Annotated in this window: 31 protein-coding genes; 26 read left to right on the top strand and 5 right to left on the bottom strand. The window is 40.7% G+C overall.

The window, feature by feature from the left end:
* The first annotated feature begins 8 nt into the window (after positions 1 to 8).
* Positions 9 to 1,064, top strand: coding sequence for a hypothetical protein (locus ACSLUF_RS13295; RefSeq protein ID WP_435623256.1), 1,056 nt, complete (start codon positions 9 to 11; stop codon positions 1,062 to 1,064).
* On the opposite strand, the gene ACSLUF_RS13290 is transcribed toward ACSLUF_RS13295, so the two are convergent.
* The gene (locus ACSLUF_RS13290) at positions 1,061 to 2,338 is read right to left on the bottom strand and encodes a replication-associated recombination protein A (protein WP_435623255.1); all 1,278 of its coding nucleotides are present in this window, start codon (positions 2,336 to 2,338) and stop codon (positions 1,061 to 1,063) included. The genes ACSLUF_RS13295 and ACSLUF_RS13290 overlap by 4 nt on opposite strands.
* A gap of 119 nt (positions 2,339 to 2,457) precedes the next feature.
* Between ACSLUF_RS13290 and ACSLUF_RS13285 the strand changes: the two genes are divergently transcribed.
* Positions 2,458 to 3,195 carry a rhomboid family intramembrane serine protease gene (locus tag ACSLUF_RS13285; protein ID WP_435623254.1) on the top strand — a complete coding sequence of 246 codons (738 nt, stop codon included), beginning with the start codon at positions 2,458 to 2,460 and terminating at the stop codon, positions 3,193 to 3,195.
* A gap of 8 nt (positions 3,196 to 3,203) precedes the next feature.
* On the opposite strand, the gene rlmB is transcribed toward ACSLUF_RS13285, so the two are convergent.
* Positions 3,204 to 3,941, bottom strand: a complete 738-nt coding sequence (gene rlmB / locus ACSLUF_RS13280; protein ID WP_435623253.1) for a 23S rRNA (guanosine(2251)-2'-O)-methyltransferase RlmB — start codon at positions 3,939 to 3,941, stop codon at positions 3,204 to 3,206.
* A gap of 174 nt (positions 3,942 to 4,115) precedes the next feature.
* Here rlmB and ACSLUF_RS13275 point away from each other — a divergent pair, with 174 nt between their 5' ends.
* Positions 4,116 to 4,868 carry a hypothetical protein gene (locus ACSLUF_RS13275; protein WP_435623252.1) on the top strand — a complete coding sequence of 251 codons (753 nt, stop codon included), beginning with the start codon at positions 4,116 to 4,118 and terminating at the stop codon, positions 4,866 to 4,868.
* A gap of 64 nt (positions 4,869 to 4,932) precedes the next feature.
* Here the strand turns inward: ACSLUF_RS13275 and ACSLUF_RS13270 are convergent, their stop codons facing one another.
* Genes ACSLUF_RS13270 through ACSLUF_RS13260 form a run of 3 tightly spaced genes read right to left on the bottom strand, consistent with a single transcriptional unit; the run spans position 4,933 to position 11,008 of the window.
* Positions 4,933 to 5,997, bottom strand: coding sequence for a hypothetical protein (locus ACSLUF_RS13270; protein WP_435623251.1), 1,065 nt, complete (start codon positions 5,995 to 5,997; stop codon positions 4,933 to 4,935).
* Positions 5,998 to 6,013: 16 nt separating this feature from the next.
* On the bottom strand, positions 6,014 to 7,720 hold the full coding sequence (locus tag ACSLUF_RS13265; protein ID WP_435623250.1) for a SusD/RagB family nutrient-binding outer membrane lipoprotein: 1,707 nt from the start codon (positions 7,718 to 7,720) through the stop codon (positions 6,014 to 6,016).
* 15 nt (positions 7,721 to 7,735) lie between these two features.
* Entirely contained in the window at positions 7,736 to 11,008 is a 3,273-nt protein-coding gene (locus tag ACSLUF_RS13260) for a SusC/RagA family TonB-linked outer membrane protein (protein WP_435623249.1), read from the bottom strand.
* A gap of 528 nt (positions 11,009 to 11,536) precedes the next feature.
* Between ACSLUF_RS13260 and rpsL the strand changes: the two genes are divergently transcribed.
* The 23 genes from rpsL to rpmD all read left to right on the top strand — a co-directional run bounded on the left by rpsL (position 11,537) and on the right by rpmD (position 23,437).
* Positions 11,537 to 11,911 (top strand): 30S ribosomal protein S12, encoded by a 375-nt coding sequence (gene rpsL, locus ACSLUF_RS13255; RefSeq protein WP_031445118.1) that lies wholly within the window; start codon positions 11,537 to 11,539, stop codon positions 11,909 to 11,911.
* A 22-nt stretch (positions 11,912 to 11,933) separates the two neighbouring features.
* Positions 11,934 to 12,410: a 30S ribosomal protein S7 gene (rpsG, locus tag ACSLUF_RS13250; protein ID WP_435623248.1), complete on the top strand. Its 477-nt coding sequence runs from the start codon at positions 11,934 to 11,936 to the stop codon at positions 12,408 to 12,410.
* A gap of 8 nt (positions 12,411 to 12,418) precedes the next feature.
* Positions 12,419 to 14,548: an elongation factor G gene (gene fusA / locus ACSLUF_RS13245; protein WP_435623247.1), complete on the top strand. Its 2,130-nt coding sequence runs from the start codon at positions 12,419 to 12,421 to the stop codon at positions 14,546 to 14,548.
* A gap of 12 nt (positions 14,549 to 14,560) precedes the next feature.
* Positions 14,561 to 14,866 carry a 30S ribosomal protein S10 gene (rpsJ, locus tag ACSLUF_RS13240; RefSeq protein ID WP_007094989.1) on the top strand — a complete coding sequence of 102 codons (306 nt, stop codon included), beginning with the start codon at positions 14,561 to 14,563 and terminating at the stop codon, positions 14,864 to 14,866.
* Between the two features lie 160 nt (positions 14,867 to 15,026).
* Positions 15,027 to 15,644 carry a 50S ribosomal protein L3 gene (gene rplC, locus ACSLUF_RS13235; RefSeq protein WP_106145051.1) on the top strand — a complete coding sequence of 206 codons (618 nt, stop codon included), beginning with the start codon at positions 15,027 to 15,029 and terminating at the stop codon, positions 15,642 to 15,644.
* The gene (rplD, locus tag ACSLUF_RS13230) at positions 15,644 to 16,273 is read left to right on the top strand and encodes a 50S ribosomal protein L4 (protein WP_435623246.1); all 630 of its coding nucleotides are present in this window, start codon (positions 15,644 to 15,646) and stop codon (positions 16,271 to 16,273) included. The genes rplC and rplD overlap by 1 nt, the downstream gene beginning before the upstream one ends.
* 7 nt (positions 16,274 to 16,280) lie before the next feature.
* Positions 16,281 to 16,571, top strand: coding sequence for a 50S ribosomal protein L23 (gene rplW, locus ACSLUF_RS13225; protein WP_106145053.1), 291 nt, complete (start codon positions 16,281 to 16,283; stop codon positions 16,569 to 16,571).
* Between the two features lie 9 nt (positions 16,572 to 16,580).
* Positions 16,581 to 17,405 carry a 50S ribosomal protein L2 gene (gene rplB, locus ACSLUF_RS13220; RefSeq protein WP_299000049.1) on the top strand — a complete coding sequence of 275 codons (825 nt, stop codon included), beginning with the start codon at positions 16,581 to 16,583 and terminating at the stop codon, positions 17,403 to 17,405.
* Positions 17,406 to 17,417: 12 nt separating this feature from the next.
* Positions 17,418 to 17,696, top strand: a complete 279-nt coding sequence (gene rpsS / locus ACSLUF_RS13215; RefSeq protein ID WP_435623245.1) for a 30S ribosomal protein S19 — start codon at positions 17,418 to 17,420, stop codon at positions 17,694 to 17,696.
* A 7-nt stretch (positions 17,697 to 17,703) separates the two neighbouring features.
* A complete protein-coding gene (gene rplV / locus ACSLUF_RS13210; protein WP_106145056.1) occupies positions 17,704 to 18,111 on the top strand; it encodes a 50S ribosomal protein L22 in 408 nt (135 codons plus the stop codon).
* 9 nt (positions 18,112 to 18,120) lie between these two features.
* Positions 18,121 to 18,843, top strand: a complete 723-nt coding sequence (rpsC, locus tag ACSLUF_RS13205; RefSeq protein WP_106145057.1) for a 30S ribosomal protein S3 — start codon at positions 18,121 to 18,123, stop codon at positions 18,841 to 18,843.
* A 21-nt stretch (positions 18,844 to 18,864) separates the two neighbouring features.
* Entirely contained in the window at positions 18,865 to 19,284 is a 420-nt protein-coding gene (rplP, locus tag ACSLUF_RS13200; protein WP_106145058.1) for a 50S ribosomal protein L16, read from the top strand.
* A 19-nt stretch (positions 19,285 to 19,303) separates the two neighbouring features.
* Entirely contained in the window at positions 19,304 to 19,495 is a 192-nt protein-coding gene (gene rpmC / locus ACSLUF_RS13195; RefSeq protein WP_106147457.1) for a 50S ribosomal protein L29, read from the top strand.
* A gap of 13 nt (positions 19,496 to 19,508) precedes the next feature.
* Entirely contained in the window at positions 19,509 to 19,766 is a 258-nt protein-coding gene (gene rpsQ / locus ACSLUF_RS13190) for a 30S ribosomal protein S17 (RefSeq protein WP_106145059.1), read from the top strand.
* A gap of 2 nt (positions 19,767 to 19,768) precedes the next feature.
* The gene (rplN, locus tag ACSLUF_RS13185; RefSeq protein ID WP_130611997.1) at positions 19,769 to 20,137 is read left to right on the top strand and encodes a 50S ribosomal protein L14; all 369 of its coding nucleotides are present in this window, start codon (positions 19,769 to 19,771) and stop codon (positions 20,135 to 20,137) included.
* 13 nt (positions 20,138 to 20,150) lie between these two features.
* On the top strand, positions 20,151 to 20,462 hold the full coding sequence (rplX, locus tag ACSLUF_RS13180; protein ID WP_435623244.1) for a 50S ribosomal protein L24: 312 nt from the start codon (positions 20,151 to 20,153) through the stop codon (positions 20,460 to 20,462).
* A gap of 2 nt (positions 20,463 to 20,464) precedes the next feature.
* A complete protein-coding gene (gene rplE, locus ACSLUF_RS13175) occupies positions 20,465 to 21,016 on the top strand; it encodes a 50S ribosomal protein L5 (RefSeq protein WP_435623243.1) in 552 nt (183 codons plus the stop codon).
* 1 nt (position 21,017) lies between these two features.
* On the top strand, positions 21,018 to 21,287 hold the full coding sequence (gene rpsN / locus ACSLUF_RS13170) for a 30S ribosomal protein S14 (protein ID WP_054559724.1): 270 nt from the start codon (positions 21,018 to 21,020) through the stop codon (positions 21,285 to 21,287).
* A 19-nt stretch (positions 21,288 to 21,306) separates the two neighbouring features.
* Positions 21,307 to 21,705, top strand: a complete 399-nt coding sequence (rpsH, locus tag ACSLUF_RS13165) for a 30S ribosomal protein S8 (RefSeq protein WP_435623242.1) — start codon at positions 21,307 to 21,309, stop codon at positions 21,703 to 21,705.
* 18 nt (positions 21,706 to 21,723) lie between these two features.
* Positions 21,724 to 22,266 carry a 50S ribosomal protein L6 gene (gene rplF, locus ACSLUF_RS13160; RefSeq protein ID WP_435623241.1) on the top strand — a complete coding sequence of 181 codons (543 nt, stop codon included), beginning with the start codon at positions 21,724 to 21,726 and terminating at the stop codon, positions 22,264 to 22,266.
* Positions 22,267 to 22,277: 11 nt separating this feature from the next.
* A complete protein-coding gene (gene rplR, locus ACSLUF_RS13155; protein WP_435623240.1) occupies positions 22,278 to 22,631 on the top strand; it encodes a 50S ribosomal protein L18 in 354 nt (117 codons plus the stop codon).
* Between the two features lie 5 nt (positions 22,632 to 22,636).
* Positions 22,637 to 23,161, top strand: coding sequence for a 30S ribosomal protein S5 (gene rpsE / locus ACSLUF_RS13150; protein WP_106145066.1), 525 nt, complete (start codon positions 22,637 to 22,639; stop codon positions 23,159 to 23,161).
* Positions 23,162 to 23,257: 96 nt separating this feature from the next.
* Positions 23,258 to 23,437, top strand: a complete 180-nt coding sequence (rpmD, locus tag ACSLUF_RS13145; protein WP_106145067.1) for a 50S ribosomal protein L30 — start codon at positions 23,258 to 23,260, stop codon at positions 23,435 to 23,437.
* The last annotated feature ends 3 nt before the right edge of the window (positions 23,438 to 23,440 follow it).

Raw genomic sequence — 23,440 nt, 5'->3', positions numbered from 1 at the left:
CGTTAACTATGAAAAGAAAATTCACCTCATTATTGATTATAACCTTGGTTATGGGATTCAGTGCTTTTGGGCAGTTCAGTGACTATAAATACATTATAGTTCCCACGAAGTTTGATGCTTTCCGAAAGGAAAATATGTATCAGACCAGTACCACTGTAAAGTATTTGCTTACCAAACGAGGGTTTAACGCGGTTTATGATAATGCGCTCCCGGAAGATGTGTTTCAAGATAGATGTTTGGGGTTGATTGTAAATTTGGAGAATAACTCGTCTTTTCTTTCTACAAAAGCAACTATAGTATTTAGGGACTGTAGATCGGTTGAGGTATTTAGAACTATTGAGGGAAGGAGCAAAATAAAAGAATTTAGACCGGCATATAATCAAGCGATTAGTAGGGCGTTTGTTTCTTTGGACGGTATTGATCCAACCTATAAGCTAAAAAATACCGATAAAGAAGATTCAAAGGATAAGACCATAGTCTTGAATTTTAAAGACGATGTAAAAACCCTTGACGAGAAACCGAAAGAGGTAATTTTGGAGCAGAAATCCACTCCCGAAGAGCAAACCTATAAGTCAATTGAACCTAAACCAGCGATTTCGGAAAGCGTAGCTGCGACAAAAGCAGGTGTGCAAGAGTCAAAAGAAGTAGTTCTGGAGCAGAAGGCTACCCTTGAAGAGCAGACATATAAATCGGTTAAACCGAAGCCAGCTTCAATTGAGGGTTCAGCTGCAACAACTTCGGATAATGAAGGGTCAAAAGAGATGGTTTTGGAACAGGAGGCTACACCAGAGAACCAAGTATATAAGTCCATTGAACCCAAACCGGCTTCACAAAAAGGGACACAAGTGGACATTTTGTACGCCCAACCCATCCAGAACGGTTTTCAATTGGTGGATAGTTCGCCAAAAATTAGGTATAAATTGGTGGAAACCTCCGTCAAGGATTTCTATTTGGTGAGTGAAGGTGAGAAAACCGGATTGGTTTTTCAGAAAGAAGGCGTGTGGCGTATAGAATATGTTGAAAATGGGGTCACGAAAGTAGAAGAATTGAATATAAAGTTCTAATACCCATATTTCCCTTTCCAACGTTTATGCAAAAAGTCGCGTAACCCTTTTTCCCTAGGATTTTCTCCTGGTTCGTAAAACCTCGTCCCGGAAATCTCATCAGGCATAAATTCAAAATCAACAAAGTTATCTTCGTGGTCATGGGCATATTGGTAGCCTTTACCATAGTTAAGTTCCTTCATTAATTGGGTGGGAGCGTTGCGTATCCCTAACGGAACAGATAAATCCCCAGTTTGCTTCACCGTTTGTTGTGCCCTGTTAATTGCCATATAGCTAGCATTACTCTTCGGAGAACTGGCCAGATAAGTTGCACATTGACTTAAAATTATTCTGGCCTCTGGATAACCAATAGTATTCACCGCTTGAAAGGTGGAATTTGCCAAAACCAGTGCTGTGGGATTGGCGTTCCCAATATCTTCGGAAGCTAAAATCACCATTCTACGCGCTATGAATTTAACATCTTCACCACCTTCTATCATACGTGCAAGCCAATACACTGCAGCGTTTGGGTCACTTCCCCGTATGGATTTGATAAAAGCTGATATAATATCATAATGCTGTTCACCGGTCTTATCATAGAGTACCGTATTTTTCTGAACCTTTTGGAGCACCATTTCATCTGTAATGGAAATCTTTTCTGAGCTTTCAGAATTTACAATGAGCTCAAATATGTTCAGCAATTTTCTTCCATCGCCCCCAGATAATCTCAACAATGCCTCGGTTTCCTTTAAATCTATTTTTTTGGATTTCAAAATGGCATCGGTTTGAATGGCACGCTCTAGGAGCGCTTCCAAATCAGCTCTAGAAAACGGATTTAACACATAAACCTGACATCTAGAGAGCAAGGCGGGAATAACTTCGAAACTGGGATTCTCCGTGGTAGCACCAATCAAAGTGATCCATCCTTTTTCTACGGCGCCCAATAGAGAATCTTGTTGCGACTTACTGAATCTATGAATTTCATCAATGAAAAGAATGGGGTTTTTAGCAGTAAAAAGACCACCACTTTGCTTTGCTTTCTCGATAACCTCACGCACATCCTTTACGCCACTGTTTATGGCGCTAAGGGTATAAAACGGTCTCTTACTTTCGTTGGCCATTATTTGGGCCAAGGTGGTTTTTCCTGTGCCTGGTGGCCCCCAAAGAATTAATGAAGGTAGGGTCCCATTGTTAATTTGAAGGGTAAGCGCTCCTTTTTCGCCGACCAAGTGCTGTTGGCTAATATAACCAGCGAGACTTTTGGGTCGTACACGTTCAGCTAAAGGTTCATTCATAAGACTAAAAGTAAAACAATTTTCACTCTAGAATTCAGTTGTTGGAAAGAAGGAGTTTCCAAAAACAGACAATTTGTCTATTTTGAAGTTATGGAAAGAAAATTGAAACGGTGAATTCGATGAAAGAGGCCAAAACATTCAGAGTTTCTGAAAGTATACTGATAGCACCCTTATTGGCTACCTTGGCTATATGGGTCGTTTATTGGGCAGAAGTACGCTTTGGAGTCAATTTTAATCATTGGGGCGTGCGTCCAAGAACTTTTTCCGGACTAAAAGGTGTGTTTTTCAGCCCATTTATTCATAGCTCGGTGGAACATCTGTACAACAACACCATTCCATTGGCCGTACTCACCTTTTTTCTTTTTCTTTTTTATAAAAAGGTTGCCTTCCGTGTTTTGCTGCTGGGAGTATTGGGTTCGGGAGTATTGACATGGGTCATTGGACGACCATCCTATCATATTGGAGCAAGTGGTTTGATATATGTTTTGGCCAGTTTTATTTTTTTTAAAGGCATCTTTACGGAGCACTACCGATTGGTGGCTCTTTCACTTATAGTTGTTTTTGTATATGGAAGTATGATATGGTATATCTTTCCCGTTAAGGACGGAATATCCTGGGAAGGCCATTTGTCAGGTTTTATTATGGGACTTTTGCTGGCATTGTACTTAAATGTTGATGTACCCAAAGAAAAAAAGTACGATTGGGAGAAAGACGATTTTGATGAAGAAAATGACCCTTTCCTTAGGCATTTTGACGCAGATGGAAATTTTGTGGGCGAGACTGAACAATTGGATGAAAACGAAGGCCCTGTCAAAATAAAGTATCATTTTAAGGAAGAAAAGGATAAAGAAAAATAAGCTAAGGTCTATTTCAATCTTTGCCGTACCACTTCGTATAAAAACACACCACAGGCTACAGAAACATTTAAAGAGCCAATGCTGCCCATGAGTGGGAGTTTAGCCCTTTTGTCAGATGTTTTTAAGATAGAGGGTGAAATACCAGTATCCTCGGCTCCCATAATTACCGCGCAGGGACCTGAAATCTCTAAATCATGCAGGTTCTCATTGGCTTTTTCGGTGGCTGCCAGTATGGTAATATTGTGGGATTGTAGATAAAAAAGGGCGTCTTTTAAATGGTCAACTTTGGCAATGGGAACTTTAAAGACCGCTCCAGCTGATGTTTTGACAGTGTCCTCGGTAATAGGAGCGGAACCTTGTTTAGGAATGATAATCCCATCTACACCACAACACTCTGCCGTCCGAATGATGGCTCCAAAATTTCTGACATCCGTAATATGATCCAATAATAGGAAAAAGGGTTCTTTTTTTTGTTGAACTATAGATTCCACCAAGGTTTCAAAATTGCTAAACGGTACAGGGGAAATGTTTGCAATAGCCCCTTGGTGATTATTGCGGTTCAATCGATTAAGTTTTTCAACCGGGACATATGAAGTGCTAATACCCTCTTTGCGAAGCAAAGCCTCCAAATCTTTGGCAAGCGAACCTTTAAGGCCTTTTTGTAGATATACTTTTTGTATGGGTTGCCCAGCTTCTATAGCCTCTATAATGGCGCGAATTCCGTAAATCTGTGATTTTTTTTCCATTCCAGCGGGTTTTCAAGGATTTGCATTTAAGCGCTTCCCATTACTAAGTAATGCTATTATTTGTACCTTAAAAGTGCAAAGTAAAGCAAGTAGAGGTAATAATCGTGAATATATCCTACCCATTTATTTGTTAGCTAGTTCAAATGAAAATAAAACACAATCAAAATGAGAAACATGAACAGAAAAATCCCCTTAATGATATTGGCCTTAGGTATCTGCAGTGTATCAATAGCACAATTACCGACGTCTAATTTTAGTGGCTCCAATGTGGACTTGGATGTCACCGGAAGGAACCCAAGATTGGACTTTGCCTTTCAGCAGGTGAGAAACCAGAACAGAATAGAAAAAAAAATACAAATTCAAGGATCCGCTTTTTTCCATGAAGATTTTAGAAAGGCTTCAATTTATAGTGAAGATGGTATAGAAGGTGTGTTGTTTTTAAGATACGATGGGTTTAGAGACCAATTTGAAATTCAACCGGTTTCCGATGATGAAGAAACCCAGGTACTCCTTCCGCGGGAGGATATTTATTGTGTTATCAATGGAACGCCTGCCAAATACAAAAGATATTACGATAAAAAAGGAAATTTTAAGGAAGGGTATCTTTTCGAAATGGCCAATTTAAATGACATGGTGCTCTATGAGAAAAAGGAGAAAGTTTTCAAAGAAGGCAAGGAGGCGAGAACTTCTTTGGAATTGAATGTACCCAATCGATTTGTAGAATCACGGGAAATGTATTTGGGAAAGAAAAATGGTGATGAAGAAGATATACAATATTTCAAAGCTTCAAAAAAAGGGATTTATGCATTATTTGAAGGGGATACGGAAACTAGCGAAAAAATAAAGCAGTTTGTTTCTAAGAACAGATTAAATCTTAAGGAATCTGCGGATATTGCAAGAGTACTGCGATATTACAAGACTTTGTAGTCAATACAAGGCATAAAAAAAGGCCATCCAATAAGGATGGCCTTTTTCTTGGTTTATACTGGGTTTAGTTATTAGCAGTAAAAATAACTGGCCAATCCACATCACCTTCTCTAGTGAGTACAACAGTACCTGCATCACCTTGAGAGCTAGAGAATAAAATGGTCATTTCTGAACCACTTACATTGTCTATTTCATAGCTATAGGTGATTTCGGTATCTGGATCATCATCGTCATTAGGAACAACCACTCCTTCATCCAAGAAAACCTCTCCATCTGGAGTAAGTAATGTACAATCCCATTCGATTTCAATGTCCTCACCTGCGGCAGGACCTCTTACAAATGTAATATCACCTGTTGGAACATCTCCTTCTCTTTGGGTACAATCCAAGAATTGACCAAAACTCATATCGGAAGAAGAGTATACACCACTGGATACCTCGGTCCAAGTTACCGTACCTACCAAATCATTGCCAGAACATACGTTTCCGCTTCCTGGAGCAGGACGGGCATTTGTTACTACATAAGAATGCGTACCAGCCAAATTTTCAGTAATTGAACATTCAATTACAGGAAAGTACTCAAATGGAGCGGAGAAGAAGGCCCCACCACTCACAGGTCCTCCAACATCGGTGTTTGTGAAGGTTTCCCCGTTGGTTAAGTTAAGTACTAAACGGAATTCAAAACGGTCCTTACCTACAATCATGGCCTCATTAATTCCTGTAGTAGAAACCAATTGGTCAGAAGTATAGGAAACCGTTACTTGAGGCAATCCCCTGTCTCCGGTGCTAAAGTCACTGGCTTGTAAAGTTTGCAAAGGAACTTCTGTGGTGGTCATATCCCCGCCATCAGTAGAGTTATCATCAAAATTCACAAAGATTTCAACGCTTTCTAGGAGACCGCCTTCCTCTTCGTCTTGCACTTCCAATACAAGAGTATACGCCGAACCGGCATCAAAAGATGTGGTGACATCATTGTAGACAAGGGCATTGTCCTCATCTATGGTTCTTATCACTGCACCAGTACCTACTTCTGCCAAAATAGTATCAACAATCTTGTCATCCGATTCACAGGCAACAAGGGTAGCAAGTGCTAAACCTAATACTGCAATTTTATTATTGTTTGTTTTCATTGTCTGCGTCTAATTTTTAGTTAGCTATTGGGAAACCCGTGCCTGGATTGTTATCCCAAAAGACTTGAATTGTTTGATTTGGCTTAGGATCCACAGAAGAGTTGTTGTTCACAAAATCTGCTGGGTAGTTCAAAGACCTAATAAAAGATCCGGGTTCTGGTTCCAAGTTTGGTTGGAATGTGGTAGGGAACCCTGTTCTTCTATAGAAATTGTATCCATCAATTCCATTACCGAAAAGAGCAATCATATACTGTTCTGCCAAAATATCCATCTTTCCATCATCATCCGCAGCTGTAAAGGCATTACTTACATTAAGGCTATGACTATCTATGTCAGTTGTGGTAGGGAAGAAGGAGGCGTTTGCCGAAGCGTCTAAAGAACCAAAAGAAATAACTTTTGCCACTGACTTAGCAAGACCTGCCTGTAAGAATGGCAATCCAGCATCTGCATTACCTATCATCGCCACTTCCGCTCTCATAAAGTCTACCCAAGAAGCTAATAGTATAGGAGTGACTCCAGCACCTCCGCCGCCATCGCCAACGCCTAAGCCTTCAAAACTACTGTCATCAAAAATACCACCGGAAGGATAAACTCCATATACAGCTCTTGTAAACCCATCTGGCGGAATACCTGCATTCTGCCCGTGGTCTCTACCCCAGTATCCGTTTGGAAGTACGCAGAAAGTGAAATTACCGTCTGCATAATGTTGAGGAATAGGCTCCAATCCACAAGCTAAAGTTTCCTCGTTAGGTGGAATTTCTGCACCTGGTACAGCGTTAACTTGTCTATAAAAGTAGAAACGGATTCTTGGATCATCTGTAGTATCCATAAGATTCATCAACCAGTTTGGCAAATAATCAGCACCCCCAGAAGGCGTATAGTTATCCGCATATCTTGGGTGTCTGGCATCTGGAAGGATTGCATTGGTTCCCCATTGAAATTGTAAATCTTCAGAGGTTTCATCAATAAAATTTCCGTCAGCAACGATAGCATTAAAAGCAGCAACAGCACCGCCGTCAACCAATCTACTTTGCAAATAGATTTTCATTCTAAGTGTGTTACATGCTTTAACCCAGTTGCTCCAGGTACCTCCATAGTAAAAATCGTTTGCAGGCGTCGTAACCACATCTCTTTCGAAGTTTTCAATTGCTGAACTAAGTAAGCCCAATGCGGCTTCATAGATGCTGGCGCCAGAATCCACATTTGGATTCAATATGGGCGTATCTGCGGCAGCTTGAATCGCCTCAGAATATGGAATGTCTCCAAAGAAATCCACCAATGTCACAATGGTATACGCTTCGATAAATTGAGCAATGGCCGTATGTCTGAACAGTTCATTTGCTTCTGCTGCTGGAGCCAAGGCTCTAATGTCTGCCAAAATACCATTTACTTCCAAACCAGAAGGTAAGGTTTCCGCATTATCCCCTTGGTAGGCTATGTTCCATTCCAAGTTGAGCTGCACAGGAGAAAGGTTGGTAATGTTCTGGTAGTTACGACCGTTTAAATAGCCAATACGTACCAAATCTCCACCATTCTGACCCATTAGTTCTACGAAGGTCGCAAAATCAACTTGAATCGAATTCAAGAGAAGATCTGCGCTCGATTGATCCAAACTCAATTGGTTTGGATTGTCTGTTATATCAAGTTCAATGGTTTCACATCCCCCTAGTAGCAAGGTGGCAATGAGTGCGCTTGAACCAAATGTTTTAAATATTCTTTTCATTGTTAATTTTTTTAATTAGAATGAGGCTTTTACACTTAGACCATATCTTCTTGCACTAGGTCCAGCCAAGAAATCAAATCCTCTACCATTACCTACACCTAAACCAGCCTGATTAGGATCAAAATTGGTTCCATCAGGTACATTAAGTGCTTCGTAGAACAAGTTCAAACCAGAAGCGGTTATGCTCAAGGAGCCGAAAGGCGTTTTATCCAAGAACTTCTTAGGTAACGAATAGCCTAGAGAAACTTCTTGCAAACGAATTACAGTTCCATCAAAAACCCCCAACTCATCCGGACCAAACAAAACATTGTTGAAATAGAATGTAGAGTTGTTGATCTGCTTGGTATTTGGACTTCCATCGGATTCCTGAACACCTGGTAAAATAAAAGTGTTAACCCTGTCAACCGTATCCGTGGTCAAACCTCTACCCAACAAGGTTGAAATTGTTCTAGAGTAAATATCTCCACCTTGTGTATAATTCAACAGGAAAGAGAAGGTAAAGTTCTTATACGAAACGCTATTGTTTACGTTTAAGATCCAGTCTGGGTTAGGATCCCCAATAACGAACTGTCCTTGTTCCTCTATATAATCTCCAGCACTGTCCACCAAGAACTCGCCATTCTCATTACGTGCGATTCGAGTACCTACTAATACACCCAATTGCTCTCCTTCGATAGCGGCATTACCAATGTCATTAAATCCAGAGTAAACAATGATGTCTGTATCGGCACCTAAGTCTTCAACAGTGGCGTTATTGGTAGTGAAGTTAGCATTTACATTCCAGCTAAATCCACCTTCATCCTGACTGTTGAAAAGATTCAATCCTAAATCAACTTCAAGACCGTCCCCTTTAATTTCACCAACATTGGTTTGTTGTCTTGTAAATCCAGTTGATGGGTCTAAAGGTCTATCCACAATCAAGTCTTCGGTTGTTCTGTTATAGTAGGAAGCCTCCAAAGAAACAAGATTATTGAAAAGACGAGTTTCAATACCAACTTCAAACTCTCTTAAAAGCTCAGGTTGTAAACCAGGGTTACCAAGTCGGTTACCTACCGAGTTGGTCACGATATCCACTCCCTCATCTTGAAAGAACTGGGTATTGATGTTTAAGTTAGTAGCTACAGGGAAACCTGTTGGGAAGTTCGCTGAAGTACCAAAACCTGCTCTCAGTTTTAAGTAGTTTATTCCTTTTTCTGATTTCAAACCATCGAAAACAGTGGTAGGAATGAAGGAAACACTTGCACTAGGATAGAAAACGGAACGGTTCTCAATATCCAAGTTGGATACCCAGTCATTTCTTCCTGCCAAGGTTAAGAAAATCCATCTGTCGTAGTCAAAATCGGCCTGAACAAATGCTCCAGCAATGTTTCTCTCCTGGAAGAATTGGATTTCATTTTGGTTGGCAAAGTTTACATGTCTAAAGACATCGAATACTTGCTGACCACTACTCGCAACACCATTTCTATCCAAAACCTCTCTTCTCGCAGTCACACCCGCGTTGAATGTCATGCCGATTTGGTCGGTAAGATCGTAATCACCATTTAAAATAAGGTCATGGTTCAAAATAGTATTGGTATTATTCCACGTCTGGTAGAATCCACTGATTAACTCCGCGTTAGGCTGACCTCTACCACCAGCATTTTGTTGGTTGGTGTTATTTTCGCTGAAAACGTCCAAACCAAATCTATATAATAAGTTTAGGTTGTCGTTAAAGTTGTAAGTCAACGACATATTACCAAATACCCGGTTGGTTACCTGCTGTACTTTAGCATTGGCCACCGTCCATAATGGGTGCTGGATACTATTGTTTTGTCTGTAGTAAACACTGGAACCATCAATTGGGTTCTGGAAAGGAAGACCAATAAGGTCAACACTTCGAGGTGTAAAGAACAATTCTCCAAAGACTGAAGAACCTGTTGCTTGGTTCAATGCTCCGTTTCCAACACTCGCCGCTACCGGTGGAGTTCGAAAATCTGTGTTAGAGAAATTCAAGGTACCTGCAACAGTAAACTTGTTGGAAAGAATAGCTCTACCTCCAAGTCCGATAGTATATCTTCTTAAGTTGTTCCCTGGTGTAAATCCTTCATCATCCAAATGCCCAAAGTTCGCGTTATAAGATACTTTTCCATCGTCCGATGCGCCTCTTATGTTTACGGAATTGGATTTTACAGTTCCTGTTCTAAAGAATTCGGGAACACTGTTGTACGGTCTCCACTCGTATCGTACTCCGGCAAACTCCGGGAATGCAGCAGGAATACCTGTAGCGCTAGCTGCAGTTGAGTAAGGGTGAGCCAAAGTCCCATCGTCATTAAAACCAACGTTATCTCTAGAATCCACACCATTGATCCAACCTGCGACTCCGTCTCTATCGAAACTTGGTCCCCAGTTACTGAAGAACCATCCAAAGGCCTGATCAAATCCGTTACCGAATTGGTTTTGGTAATCTGCAAGTGAAGCAATCTCATTAAAGAACAGAGATGAGGTAACCGTAATCTCATTTTTCTTTACAGCTCCGGTTGAGGCCCCGTTCTTGGTTGTAATCAAAATTACCCCGTTTCTACCGAGTGTACCATAAAGTGTGGCAGCTGCCAAACCTTTAAGTACGTTTACACTTTCAATGTTGTTTGGGTCTAAATCCAAGAAACGGCTGGAACCGGAGTTACCATCAATAAAATCATCATTATCATCACCATCGATGCTACCTACACTGTTTGTTCCACTATCGAAGGGAACCCCATCAACAATGAACAATGGTTGGTTACTTCCACTAAAGGAACTGAATCCACGAATAATAATATTCGTACCCGATCCGGAAAGTCCACTTTGTTGTGTGATGTTTAGACCAGAAGCCTTACCGGTAAGCACCCTACCAACGTCACCTTCAGTTCGCTGTTCGAGAGCTTCGCTACCCACTTCGGATACCGCATATCCTAAAGCTTGCTTTTCTCTCTTAATACCTTGGGCGGTAACAATTACCTCCTCCAATGCTTGGGCATCTTCCTCCATCTGGACGTTAATGGTGTTGCCAGCACCAACTGTACGCCTTACCTCTTTTTGTCCGATGTAGGTAAAGCTTAGTGTCTGGCCTACACTAGCGGCGATGGTGTAATTTCCATCAAAATCTGTTTGAGTACCATTGTCGGTACCCTCAACGACAATGTTAACTCCAGGAAGTGGGAGGCCGTCGGCATCCGTGACCGTACCTGAAATCGTCTTGTCTTGTGCAAAGGACAGATGCACAACAAACGCCAATAGTAGCGTTAACAATCCATTAAGTTTTGTTCTCATTACTTTTATTATTTGAATTAGCTGGCCCTAAAGTCATAATTTCATGTTAATAATCCAAAGGATTTTAGATAAAATTTTAGAATTCTTTAAGTATTTAGAAAGGATTCAAAAAAGTTCGCAAAGTTTGGAAAAAACACAATTGTGGGTCTTCTTTTTGAGGATTTGTCAAAATAGAAAGGGGATTCCCACCTTTTAAGATGTATGGGAATTTTTAATCGTAAGCGAGTAGCAAATAACCATACCTATATATATAAGGTATAGTTCCTGGATTAATCCCTGTTTGAATAGCGCAGGGAAAAAAGTAAAATGCAGCCATTTTATTTAGGGCAAGAAAAACACATGTACATATTGTCGATTTGGAGAACTATACTGTTTGGATAGTGTTAGGTAGATTATTTTAGGCAAAGGTTGTTTTGATACTTTGATTTAATCTTTAAAAAATTTTGCGACCATTTGATTTATTCCTAATTATCACTACATTTGCACCCCTCAAAACGAGGGTTGTTTTGATTTTATAAAGAAATTTTAATGCCAACAATTTCACAATTAGTACGAAAAGGAAGAGTCACAATTACCAAGAAGAGTAAATCGGCTGCTTTGGATTCGTGTCCTCAAAGAAGAGGGGTTTGTACGCGTGTTTACACTACTACACCTAAAAAACCAAACTCTGCAATGCGTAAAGTTGCAAGGGTTAGGTTAACCAACGGTAAAGAAGTAAACGCATACATCCCTGGTGAAGGTCACAACCTCCAAGAGCACTCGATAGTATTGGTAAGAGGTGGAAGAGTAAAGGATTTGCCTGGTGTGCGATATCACATCGTTCGAGGAGCTTTGGATACTGCAGGTGTTGCAGGAAGGACCCAGAGACGATCTAAGTATGGTGCAAAGCGTCCTAAAAAGTAAATAACACTTTTAAGAAGAAGAGATGAGAAAAAGACAGGCAAAGAAAAGACCGTTATTGCCAGACCCAAGGTTCAATGACCAACTGGTAACACGTTTTGTCAATATGATGATGTGGGACGGAAAAAAATCCGTAGCCTACAAGATTTTTTACGATGCCATTGACATCGTTGAAGAAAAAAATACTGACGAAGAAAAAACTGCTTTGGAGCTTTGGAAGGATGCACTTTCCAATGTGATGCCTCACGTCGAGGTAAGAAGTAGAAGAGTAGGTGGGGCAACGTTCCAGATCCCTATGCAAATTCGTCCTGACAGAAAGATTTCAACTGCCATGAAATGGTTGATTAGCTTCGCAAGAAAGCGTAATGAAAAATCTATGGCCCAAAAGTTGGCTGCTGAAGTTTTAGCAGCTGCCAAAGAAGAAGGAGCTGCTGTCAAGAAAAGAGTAGATACACACAAAATGGCTGAGGCCAACAAAGCATTCTCACACTTTAGATTCTAGTCAATACAATGTCAAGAGATTTAAAATACACAAGGAATATTGGTATTGCCGCGCATATTGATGCAGGTAAGACCACGACTACAGAACGTATTCTTTTTTATACCGGTGTAAGTCACAAGATTGGTGAGGTGCATGATGGGGCTGCTACCATGGACTGGATGGAGCAAGAACAGGAGCGTGGTATTACCATTACTTCTGCGGCGACAACTTGTACTTGGGAGTTTCCAACGGAGAATGGAAAGCCTACAGCTGATGCAAAAGGATACCACTTTAATATTATTGATACTCCCGGTCACGTGGATTTTACCGTTGAGGTGAACCGTTCATTACGTGTTTTGGATGGGTTGGTTTTCTTGTTTAGTGCGGTTGATGGTGTTGAGCCACAATCCGAGACGAACTGGAGATTGGCCGATAACTATAAAGTGCCTCGTATCGGATTCGTAAACAAAATGGACCGTCAAGGTTCCAACTTCTTGAATGTGTGTAAGCAGGTTAAAGAAATGTTGGGGTCTAATGCTGTGCCGATTGTTTTGCCAATTGGTGAGGAAGCCGATTTTAAAGGTATCGTAGACCTTGCAAAGAACAGAGCTATTGTATGGCATGATGAGAACTTTGGTTCTACTTTCGATGTTATCGATATCCCTGCTGAAATGCAAGATGAGGTTAGTGAATACAGAGCTGCTTTGATTGAAGCTGTAGCAGAATATGACGAAGAGTTGATGGAGAAATTCTTCGAAGATGAAAATTCCATCACTGAGGAGGAAGTTCACGCTGCGTTAAGAGCTGCTGTTATGGATAGAGCTATCATTCCTATGGTTTGTGGTTCTTCTTTCAAAAATAAAGGAGTTCAGTTTTTGTTGGACGCGGTCTGTCGTTATCTGCCTTCACCATTGGATAAGGATGATATTGTAGGTACCAACCCCGATACAGGTGAGGAAATCACTAGAAAGCCAGACCCAAAAGAACCTTTTTCAGCTTTGGCATTTAAGATTGCTACTGACCCCTTTGTAGGTCGTTTGGCATTCTTTAGAGCATACTCTGGTCGTTTGGATGCTGGTTCTTACATCTTGAACAACCGTTCAGGTAAGAAAGAGCGTATCTCACGTATCTACCAAATGCACTCCAACAAGCAGAATGCTATCGAATATATCGAAGCCGGAGATATTGGAGCTGCGGTTGGATTTAAAGATATCAAGACTGGTGATACGATGTCTTCGGAGAAGCATCCTATCGTACTTGAAAGTATGGATTTCCCTGATCCCGTAATTGGTATCGCGGTTGAGCCTAAAACTAAGGCCGACGTTGATAAGTTAGGTATGTCTTTGGCCAAATTGGCAGAGGAAGACCCAACTTTCCAGGTTAAGACGGATGAAGCTTCGGGCCAAACTATTATTTCTGGTATGGGTGAGCTTCACTTGGATATTATTGTTGACCGTTTGAGACGTGAGTTCAAGGTTGAGGTAAACCAAGGTCAACCACAGGTTGAATACAAAGAGGCCTTGACTGCAGTTGCGAATCACAGAGAGGTATACAAAAAGCAAACAGGTGGTCGTGGTAAATTCGCCGACATTGTGTTTGTTATGGAGCCTGCAAGTGAAGAGGCTGGTGCTGGTTTGGAATTTGTAAATGAGATAAAAGGAGGTAACATTCCTAAAGAATATATCCCATCCGTAGAAAAAGGATTCAAGGAGGCTATGAAAAATGGTCCTTTGGCTGGATTTGAGATGGATAGTATGAAGATTACCCTAAAAGATGGTTCTTTCCACCCTGTGGATTCTGATTCCCTTTCTTTTGAACTTGCCGCCAAGCTTGGTTACAAAGAAGCTGCAAGAGCTGCAAGAGCGGTATTGATGGAACCCATCATGAAATTGGAGGTATTGACTCCAGAAGAAAATATGGGTGATATCGTGGGTGACTTGAACCGAAGAAGAGGTCAAGTAAACAACATGGATGATAGAGCTGGTTCTAAAGTTGTAAAAGCTGAAGTGCCACTTTCAGAAATGTTTGGTTATGTTACTGCATTGAGAACGTTGTCCTCAGGTAGAGCGACGTCAACAATGGAATTTTCACATTACGCAGAAACTCCTTCAAATATTGCAGAGGAAGTAATTAAATCTGTAAAAGGAGTAACTGCTTAAATTTTCAGCAAGATGAGTCAAAAAATTAGAATTAAATTAAAGTCTTACGACCACAATTTGGTGGATAAATCTGCTGAGAAAATTGTGAAAACGGTAAAGACAACAGGTGCTGTTGTAACTGGACCAATTCCATTACCAACACACAAAAAGATATTTACAGTTTTACGTTCACCTCACGTGAACAAGAAATCTAGAGAGCAATTTCAATTGAGTTCATACAAGAGATTGCTTGATATTTACAGTTCTTCTTCAAAAACTATTGATGCTTTAATGAAATTAGAGCTTCCAAGTGGTGTAGAAGTCGAAATAAAAGTGTAGATTTGCACGCCCTTAGAAAATAGGGGTAGACATGTCCGGAGCTGCGTGCGAAGGAAAAACGGGAAAAAGAAAACATATCTGGGTCACAGAATCTTTTCTTTGACCCAATTTTTTTGCCAAGAAATTGGCGTTTAAAAGGGAATAATTAATAAGTAATAATATGTCTGGGTTAATAGGAAGAAAAATCGGCATGACCAGCATCTTCGACGAGAATGGGAAGAACATCCCATGTACCGTTTTGGAAGCAGGACCATGTGTGGTTACCCAAGTCAGAACCGAAGAGGTAGACGGGTACAGTGCCCTTCAACTCGGTTTCGATGACAAGGCAGAAAGACGTGCAAACAAGGCCGAATTGGGCCATGCTAAAAAAGCAGGTGCTTCTCCAAAAAAGAGAGTCGTTGAATTCCGTGATTTTGAAGGTGAATACAAATTAGGAGACACTGTTGGTGTTGACCTTTTTGTAGAAGGAGAGTTTGTAGATGTAGTTGGTACATCAAAAGGAAAAGGATTTCAAGGTGTTGTGAAAAGACATGGCTTTGGAGGTGTTGGACAAGCTACGCACGGTCAGCATAACCGATTGAGAGCTCCTGGTTCCATTGGTGCTGCATCGTATCCTGCTCGCGTTTTCAAAGGAATGAAGATGGCCGGTAGAATGGGTGGAGAAAGAGTTACAGTTCAAAACTTAAGAGTATTGAAAGTGGTTCCTGAGAAAAACCTTATCGTAGTGAAAGGTGCTGTTCCAGGTCACAAAAATGCTTACGTAACAATCGAGAAGTAATGAAGGTAGCAGTTTTAGATATTACGGGAAAAGAAACAGGAAGAAAGGTAGACCTTTCTGACGATGTTTTCGGAATAGAGCCTAATGAGCATGCTATTTACTTGGATGTAAAGCAATATTTGGCACACCAGAGACAAGGGAATCACAAGGCTAAAGAAAGAGCTGAGATTGCCGGAAGTACTCGAAAAATCAAGAAGCAAAAAGGTACCGGTACGGCTCGTGCAGGTAGCATCAAGTCTCCTGTTTTTAGAGGTGGTGGTAGAATCTTTGGTCCTAGACCTAAAGATTATACCCAAAAGCTTAACAAGAACGTGAAGCGTTTGGCCAGAAAATCAGCACTTAGCCAAAAAACTAAAGCGAAATCTTTGGTTGTGGTTGAGGATTTCAACTTTGAAGCTCCTAAAACAAAAGATTTTGTTTCCTTCTTGACCTCTTTGGGAATTGAAAACAACAAGTCTTTGGTTGTATTGGGTGGAGCAAATGATAATGTGTACTTGTCTTCACGCAACTTGGAGCGTTCCGAGGTAATCAACAGTTCTGAATTGAACACTTATAAGATAGTGAATGCGAATAGCATTGTGTTGACAGAGAGTGCTTTGGAAGGAATTGAATCGAACTTAAAGAAATAAGAGTATCATGAGTGTGTTGATAAAGCCAATCATTACGGAAAAAATGACCGCGGATAGCGAGCTTTTCAATCGTTATGGATTCTATGTTGACCCAAGTGCCAACAAAATCCAGATTAAAGAAGCGGTTGAGGCCACTTATGGTGTATCTGTGGAAAAAGTAAGAACTATGAATTACGGTCCAACCCGTAAATCTAGATATACAAAAACAGGTATCCAACACGGTAAGACCAACGCTTTGAAAAAAGCGATTGTAGATGTTGCCGAAGGAGATATTATTGATTTTTACAGCAATCTATAAGGACAAGAAATGTCAGTTAGAAAATTAAAACCGATAACCCCTGGACAGCGTTTTAGAGTAGTAAACGGATTTGACGCGATTACTACTGATAAGCCGGAGAAGAGTTTGATCGCTCCGTTAAAAAAGTCGGGTGGTAGGAACAGTCAAGGAAAAATGACCATGCGCCACAGAGGTGGAGGTCATAAAAGAAGGTATCGTATTATCGATTTCAAAAGAGATAAGCAGGGTGTTGAAGCTACTGTAGTTTCAATTCAGTACGATCCCAACAGAACAGCATTCATCGCATTGGTGGAGTATAAAGATGGTGAGAAGCGATATGTGATTGCACAGAATGGATTGCAAGTGGGCCAGAAGATTTCTTCAGGTTCTAAATCTGCTCCAGAAATTGGTAACGCATTGCCATTGAGCGAAATTCCTTTAGGTACAATTATTTCTTGTATCGAACTTCGTCCTGGTCAAGGAGCTGTAATCGCAAGAAGTGCTGGTACTTTTGCACAGTTGATGGCGAAAGATGGAAAGTTTGTTACCATCAAATTACCTTCTGGTGAAACTCGAATGATATTGGCCAATTGCTTGGCTACTGTTGGGGCAGTTTCCAATTCTGACCACCAATTGTTGGTATCTGGTAAAGCAGGTAGAAGCAGATGGTTAGGTAGAAGACCAAGAACTAGACCAGTAGCCATGAACCCAGTCGATCACCCAATGGGTGGTGGTGAAGGAAGGGCTTCCGGAGGTCACCCAAGATCTAAGAACGGTATTCCTGCCAAAGGATTTAGAACTCGTTCTAAGACCAAGGATTCCAATAGATACATTGTAGAACGTAGAAAGAAATAAAAGTAAAGAGAAATGGCACGTTCATTAAAAAAAGGACCATACGTTCACCACAGTCTGGAAAAGAAAGTACAGAGCAATATAGAATCAGGAAAGAAGACCGTGATCAAAACTTGGTCAAGAGCTTCAATGATTACTCCTGATTTCGTAGGACAAACCATCGCAGTGCACAACGGGAGACAATTTGTTCCTGTATATGTTACTGAAAACATGGTAGGTCACAAACTAGGAGAATTTTCACCTACACGATCTTTTAGAGGTCACGCAGGAGCTAAAAACAAAGGTAAAAAGTAAGTAAGCAATGGGAGTTCGTAAAAGACAAATGGCCGAAAGAATCAAGGCTGAGAAAAAGCAACTTGCTTTTGCAAAGTTGAACAATTGCCCAACTTCGCCAAGAAAAATGCGATTGGTAGCTGACCTTATCAGAGGGAAGCAGATTGAAATGGCTTTGGCTATTTTGAGATTCAACCAAAAAGAGGCATCAAGAAGATTGGAGAAACTATTGCTTTCAGCTATTGCCAATTGGGAAGCTAAGAATGAGGAAGCAAGCATTGAAGATGCAGACCTTTTCATCAAAGAAATCCGTGTAGACGGTGGTACGATGTTGAAAAGATTGCGTCCAGCACCTCAGGGTAGAGCGCATAGAATTAGAAAACGTTCCAACCATGTAACCTTGGTATTGGAAGCTAACAATAACGTTCAAAGCTAGAACAGAATTATGGGACAGAAGACCAATCCGATAGGAAATCGCTTAGGAATTATCAGAGGATGGGAATCCAACTGGTACGGAGGCAATGATTACGGCGATAAGCTGGCTGAGGATGACAAAATCAGAAAATATATCCACGCACGTTTGGCTAAAGCCAGTGTGTCTAGGGTTATTATAGAAAGAACTTTAAAATTGATCACAATTACCATTACTACGGCTCGGCCAGGTATTATTATTGGTAAAGGTGGTCAAGAGGTTGATAAACTTAAGGAAGAGCTTAAGAAAATTACCAACAAAGAAGTTCAAATCAACATTCACGAAATCAAAAGACCAGAGTTGGATGCCAACTTGGTTGCTGCGAGTGTTGCCAGACAGATTGAAAGTAGAATTTCATACCGTAGAGCCATTAAAATGGCCATTGCAGCTGCAATGCGTATGAATGCTGAAGGAATCAAAATTCAAATCTCTGGACGTTTGAATGGAGCTGAAATGGCACGTTCTGAGTCCTATAAGGAGGGTAGAATTCCATTATCAACTTTTAGAGCTGATGTAGATTATGCTCTAGTTGAAGCTCATACTACCTATGGTAGATTGGGTATCAAGGTTTGGATAATGAAAGGTGAAGTGTACGGAAAGAGAGAGCTTTCTCCACTAGTTGGACTATCTAAGAGCCAAGGAAAAGGTGGAAAGCAAGATGGTGGTGGAAAGAGACAACAACGCCGTAGAAAGTAATTAAGATAAAGTAGAGGAAACATGCTACAGCCAAAAAGAACAAAGTTTCGTAAAGCGCAGAAGGGAAGAATGAAAGGAAATTCCCAAAGAGGACACCAACTTTCCAATGGAATGTTCGGAATCAAGTCTTTGGATTCACACTTCATCACTGCCCGTCAAATAGAGGCTGCACGTATTGCTGCGACAAGATACATGAAAAGACAAGGTCAACTGTGGATTAAAATTTTCCCAGACAAGCCTATCACTAAAAAGCCTCTTGAGGTACGTATGGGTAAAGGTAAGGGTGCCCCAGAATATTGGGTAGCCGTTGTCAAGCCAGGTCGAATCATGTTCGAGGTTGCCGGAGTACCACATGACATTGCTAAGGAAGCACTTCGTTTGGCAGCACAAAAGTTGCCTGTGAAAACAAAGTTTGTAGTTGCAAGGGATTATTCCGCTTAATCTTTTAATGGGTAAGAAAATGAAACAGTCAGAAATAAAAGAACTTTCGGTAGAAGAGCTTAGAGAAAAGCTAACCGAGTTGAAAAAACAGCATGAGGACCTTAAAATGGCACATGCAGTGACACCATTGGAAAATCCTATGCAGATTCGCAGTACACGAAGAACTGTAGCACGATTGGCAACAGAATTAACTAAAAGGGAAGTACAATAATTGGTTTTGCCTTATGGAAAAAAGAAACTTAAGAAAAGAAAGAATAGGGGTTGTTACCAGTAGCAAAATGGAGAAATCCATTGTTGTTGCAGAGGTAAAACGAGTAAAGCACCCAATGTACGGGAAGTTCGTTTTGAAAACCAAGAAGTATGTTGCCCATGATGAGAAGAATGATTGCAACGAAGGTGACACCGTTAAAATAATGGAAACCCGACCATTGAGCAAGACAAAGTGCTGGAGATTGGTTGAAATCCTTGAAAGAGCTAAGTAATCATGGTACAACAAGAATCTAGATTAAAGGTTGCGGATAATACTGGTGCAAAAGAAGTTTTGACCATCCGCGTATTGGGAGGAACAAAAAGAAGATACGCTTCCTTAGGGGATAAAATTGTAGTTACTGTTAAAGAAGCTACCCCCAACGGAACGATAAAAAAAGGTTCAGTTTCAACCGCTGTTGTGGTTAGAACCAAAAAAGAGGTAAGAAGACCTGATGGTTCTTACATCCGTTTTGATGACAATGCTTGTGTATTGTTGAACCCTACCGGAGAGATGAGAGGAACTCGCGTTTTTGGACCTGTGGCCAGAGAGCTTAGGGACAAGCAGTTCATGAAAATTGTTTCATTGGCCCCAGAGGTACTTTAAAAGTAGAAGAGAGATGAAATTAAAGATAAAAACAGGGGATACGGTTGTAGTTACTGCTGGAGACCACAAAGGGTCTGAAGGAAAAGTGGTAAAAATTGACCGTGAAAAGAACAAAGCTATCGTGGAGGGTGTCAATATGGTATCCAAACATGAGAAGCCAAGTGCTCAGAACCCGCAAGGAGGAATAGTGAAAAAAGAAGCACCTATCCAAATTTCCAATCTATCCTTGATGGATCCAAAATCTGGTGAGCCTACTAGAGTTGGATTTGAAGTAAGAGATGGGAAAAAGGTTCGTGTTGCTAAAAAATCCAATGAAGTACTTTAGTTATGAGTTACATTCCTAGACTTAAGCAAGAATATAAGGAGCGCGTAATGAAAGCGCTATCCGATGAATTCGGATACAAGAACATTATGCAGGTTCCAAAATTGGAGAAAATTGTAGTTAGCCGTGGTGTGGGTGCTGCAGTTTCAGATAAAAAATTAATTGACCACGCGGTGGAGGAACTTACCAATATCACAGGTCAAAAAGCAGTAGCTACATTATCCAAAAAAGACGTTGCTTCCTTCAAGTTGAGAAAAGGTATGCCAATCGGCGCCAAAGTAACTTTGAGAGGTGAGCGCATGTATGAGTTTTTGGATAGATTGATTACTACTGCGCTTCCAAGGGTACGTGATTTCCAAGGAGTGAAGGCCAACGGTTTTGACGGAAGAGGAAACTACAACCTAGGGATTACAGAACAAATTATCTTTCCAGAGATCAATATTGACAAAATCAATAGAATCAACGGAATGGATATCACCTTTGTTACTTCTGCACAGACGGACAAAGAAGCAAAATCATTATTAAGCGAATTGGGAGTACCCTTTAAAAAGAACTAGTATGGCCAAGGAATCAATGAAAGCCCGTGAAAGAAAAAGGGCAAAAACGGTAGCCAAATACGCAGCAAAGCGCAAAGCTTTGAAAGAAGCAGGAGATTATGAAGCTCTTCAGAAGCTTCCTAAGAATGCTTCACCGGTAAGAATGCGCAACCGTTGCAAGTTGACAGGAAGACCTAGAGGATATATGAGAACTTTTGGTATATCAAGGGTAACCTTTAGAGAGATGGCCAATCAAGGCTTGATTCCAGGAGTTAAAAAGGCTAGTTGGTAAACCGATATAAAGAAAAGAAATGCTTACAGATCCAATTTCAGATTATCTGACCAGAATTAGAAATGCCAGTAAGGCAGGTCATAGGGTAGTGAACATTCCAGCTTCCAACTTGAAGCAACAAATGACTAAAATCCTTTTTGATCAAGGATACATTTTGAGCTATAAGTTTGAAGAGAATGAGGTTCAAGGAAACATCAAGATCGCATTGAAGTACGATAAGTTTACCAAGGAGCCTGTGATTAAAAAAATTCAGAGGGTAAGTAAACCAGGTCTGCGCAAGTATGCAGGTTCAGGTGAATTGCCAAGAGTATTGAATGGTTTGGGTATTGCTATTGTCTCTACTTCTCACGGAGTTATGACCAGCAAGCAAGCCAAGCAAGAAAACGTAGGTGGCGAAGTATTGTGCTACGTTTATTAATGATAAAAGAATAAAGAAATGTCAAGAATAGGTAACAGTCCAGTTGCAATTCCAGAAGCAGTTACAGTTGAAGTGAATGACAACAACGTAACCGTAAAAGGTAAACTTGGGGAATTGACCCAAGAATTTTCAGGGGTTGCGATTAAGGTAGAGGAAGGCAATGTGGTTGTGGAAAGACCTTCAGACTCTAAGGAGCACAAGGCTAAACACGGACTATATCGCGCTTTGATTTCCAATATGGTCGAAGGCGTTTCCAAAGGTTTCACTAAGGAATTGGAGTTGGTTGGTGTTGGATACCGTGCCACCAATCAAGGACAAAAATTAGATTTGGCCCTTGGGTTTTCACACAATATTGTAATGAATATTGCTCCTGAAATCAAAATTGAGACCATTTCCGAAAAAGGAAAGAACCCTATTGTGAAATTGACATCACACGACAAACAATTGGTGGGACAAGTAGCGGCTAAAATCCGTTCCTTCCGTAAGCCTGAACCTTACAAAGGAAAAGGTGTGAAGTTTGTTGGTGAGCAATTGAGAAGAAAAGCAGGTAAATCAGCGTAATACGTAGTACAATGAAATTATCCAAGACTGATAGAAAGTTAAGAATACGAAGAAGAATACGTAAGATTTCCTTCGGTACAGAAGCTAGACCTAGATTGTCTATTTTCCGAAGCAACAAGGAAATCTATGCGCAATTGATAGACGACAACAAAGGTGTTACATTGGCTTCAGCATCTTCCAGAGACAAGGAAATCGATGCCAAAGGAACAAAAACGGATATCGCTGCTTCTGTTGGAAAGGCAATTGCAGAAAAAGCACAAAAGCTAGGCATTGAATCTGTTGCTTTTGACAGAGGAGGTAACCTATATCACGGAAGAGTAAAATCATTGGCTGAAGGTGCCAGAGAAGCAGGACTTAAATTCTAATAACTATGTACGGGAAGTATAAAAATGTAGAAATAGTTAAACCAGGAGGTCTGGAATTGAAAGATCGTTTGGTTGGAGTTCAAAGAGTTACCAAGGTAACCAAAGGTGGACGTGCATTCGGATTTTCTGCCATAGTTGTAGTAGGAGATGAAAACGGTGTTGTAGGTCACGGTTTGGGGAAATCCAAAGAGGTTGCCACGGCTATCGCCAAGGCAATCGAGGATGCTAAAAAGAATTTGGTTCGAATTCCATTAAACAAGGGAACATTGCCACACGAGCAAAAAGGTAAGTATGGTGGTGCACGAGTATATATCCAACCTGCATCACAAGGTACCGGGGTAATTGCTGGTGGTGCTGTACGTGCGGTATTGGAAGCGGTTGGTGTACACGATGTATTGTCAAAATCCCAAGGTTCTTCTAACCCACACAACGTGGTGAAAGCAACTTTTGACGCCCTTCTTCAATTGAGAGGAGCTCAAACAGTAGCAAATCAAAGAGGAATTTCCTTGGAAAAAGTCTTTAAAGGATAACTATTAAAGTTGATAGTCTGTAGTAGATAGTAAACAGTGGTTTTATAAGAAAATCTAATACTGAAAACTGAGGACTGAAGACTGAAAACTAATAAAATGGCAAAGATTAAAGTAAAACAAGTTCGAAGCGCCATCAAAAGGCCACAAAACCAAAAAAGAACATTGGAGGCTTTGGGACTTCGTAAAATAGGACAGGTAGTTGAGCATGATACAACGCCAAATATCCTTGGAATGATTGATAAAGTAAAACACTTGGTTTCCACTGAGGAAGCTTAAAAA

This window comes from Flagellimonas sp. (genome assembly GCF_965601775.1).
In the GTDB taxonomy this organism is placed as follows: Bacteria; Bacteroidota; Bacteroidia; order Flavobacteriales; family Flavobacteriaceae; genus Flagellimonas.
This window is presented reverse-complemented; position numbering and strand designations above follow the sequence as displayed.